Genomic DNA, 1,962 nt, shown 5'->3' on the forward strand with positions numbered 1-1,962 from the left:
AGCACCACCCGGTCGGCGGGCAGGGGCTTGCGCAGCCATTCCCACGCCCCGTGGCGGATGGCCCGCTCCGCGCCGTCCGGGTCGCCCCCTTCGGCGGTGACGATGATTTCCGGCTGGCCGGGCAGGGCGCGCAAGCCGGGCATGGCTTCCACCCCGTTGCCGTCGGGCAGGGTGGCTGCCAGAAAGATCACGTCGGCGTCATCGGCCAGCAAACGCCCTTCCACCAGGCCCGTCGCGCGCGAGGCCCGATGCCCCAGCCCCTCTGCAATGCCCGCCACCAGTTGGGCGAAGGCAGCGTCGGCGTCGATGATCAGCACGTGGGCCATGGGTGTTCCGTGGGGTTGCGGGACGGTGTGCGACTATGTGTGTCGGTGTGCAACGGTCATCGGTGGGTACGGGGCGTTCTCAGGCCCGCACGAACAGGCCGGGCGCAAGGCCGTCGTGGGCGCAGTGCAGCACTCCCGCCATGCCGGGGTGCAGCCGGTCCACGTTTTCGCCCTTGTGGTTTTCCAGCCGGAAGTCGCCGGGTTGCAGTTCCGGCCTGCGCAGGCCGGGCAGCAGCAGTTCCAAGGGCTTTTCGGCGCGCCAGGGGGCGCGCACGGAAACGTGCCACGCGCCGTCGCCCGCGGGCTGCTCTATGCGCGCCACCACCGGGCGCCGCATGGCGTCATGCGGCAGGCCCCGATTCAGCCGTTTGCCGCCGGGCAGGAAAAAGCCTGTGGAAAGCGGCCTGCTGGCGGTGTTCAGCAGTTCGTACAGATAATCTTCATGCCGGAAGGTGCGCCGGGTCAGGTCGTCCAACGCGGTGCGGTAGGCGTCGGTAACCTGGGCCACGTACCCCGCGCTTTTCACCCGGCCCTCGATCTTCAGTGCAGCCACGCCCACGGCGGCGAACCAGCGTACGTACTTCACCAGGCACAGGTCGTTGGGAGCCCAGAAGCTGGAGTGGAACGGGCCGTCCTGCGCCGCCTCCCACGCGATTTCGCCGGGGCGGGTCTTTTCCTCCACGGCCAGGGCCATGCCCAGGTATTCGAAGCGGCAGGGGTGGGTGCACTGGCCGAGGTTGGCAGGGCGATTGTTCATCCAGGCGGAAAGCAGGCAATGGCCGGACACGGCAAGGCACATGGCCCCGTGCACGAAAGCCTCGAATTCCACGCCGGGGCAGGCGCTGACCAGTTCGCGGATGCCGTTCAGGTCCAGTTCGCGCGCCATGTTCACGCGGGTGGCGCCCATGTCCTGCCAGAACAGGGCAGCTTCGGCATTGGCGGTGTTGGCCTGGGTGGAAATGTGCAGCGGCAGGCCCGGCACGCGGCGGCGGGCCATGCGGGCAACGCCGGGGTCGGCCACGATCAGGGCGTCAACGCCCGCCGCGTGGGCTTCGTCCATGGCGGCTTCCACCTCGCGCAGGTGGCGCTGGTGGGGCAGGCTGTTCAGGCAGTAGTAGACGCGTGCGTCCACGGCATGGGCGCGCTGCACCGCCCGCGGCAGTTCATCGGGCGAAAATCCCTGGGCGCCCGCACGCAGGTTGGGGCCGCGCCCGCCCAGGTACACTGCGTTGGCGCCGTAGCGCAGGGCCGCGTCCAGCTTTTCCATGTCGCCAGCCGGGGCCAGCAGTTCGGGCAGTGCGGCCCGTGCGGGGGCGGGCGGGTCCGCGTCCTGCGGGTCCGCGTGGGGATGTGTTGTGAAACCGTTGGTCATGGTGGCTATGGTGTGGCTATGGCGTGGTTGAGGCTGTGGTAGCTGTGGTTGGCGGCGGACGGCCCGCCTGCTGTTGGCGGATGGACGGGGTTGCTGGACGCTGAGGCAGGGCGCCTCTACACCGGCAGCCCCTGGCGGAGCCTGCGTTCCTTCAGGCTGTCGAGCACGGCGGTGGTCACGCGCAGGCCGCCGCGTCCCCGGCCCAGGGCAATGCCGGGCTTGCCCGCGCCGTGGTAGTCCGAGCCGCCCGTCAGGGCCAGCCCG

The 1,962-nt window shown here is 70.2% G+C and carries 2 protein-coding genes and 1 pseudogene; all 3 read right to left on the reverse strand.

Features of this window, described 5'->3' with window-relative positions; all coding sequences use genetic code 11:
- On the reverse strand, positions 1-326 hold a 326-nt coding region (locus FVW27_RS14380), incomplete at its 3' end, for a response regulator (RefSeq protein WP_167126357.1).
- A 79-nt stretch (positions 327-405) separates the two neighbouring features.
- The gene (locus tag FVW27_RS14385; protein ID WP_243838470.1) at positions 406-1,698 is read right to left on the reverse strand and encodes a peptidase U32 family protein; all 1,293 of its coding nucleotides are present in this window, start codon (positions 1,696-1,698) and stop codon (positions 406-408) included.
- 116 nt (positions 1,699-1,814) lie between these two features.
- Positions 1,815-1,962: pseudogene (locus tag FVW27_RS20975) on the reverse strand (PHP domain-containing protein); the annotation flags it as partial.

This window comes from Nitratidesulfovibrio liaohensis, assembly GCF_011682075.1.
GTDB lineage: Bacteria > Desulfobacterota > Desulfovibrionia > Desulfovibrionales > Desulfovibrionaceae > Cupidesulfovibrio > Cupidesulfovibrio liaohensis.

Bases quoted from the DNA above. Each gene is read 5' to 3' on its own strand.
- FVW27_RS14385 (WP_243838470.1), bottom strand. From the start codon at position 1,698: ATGACCAACGGTTTCACAACACATCCCCACGCGGACCCGCAGGACGCG.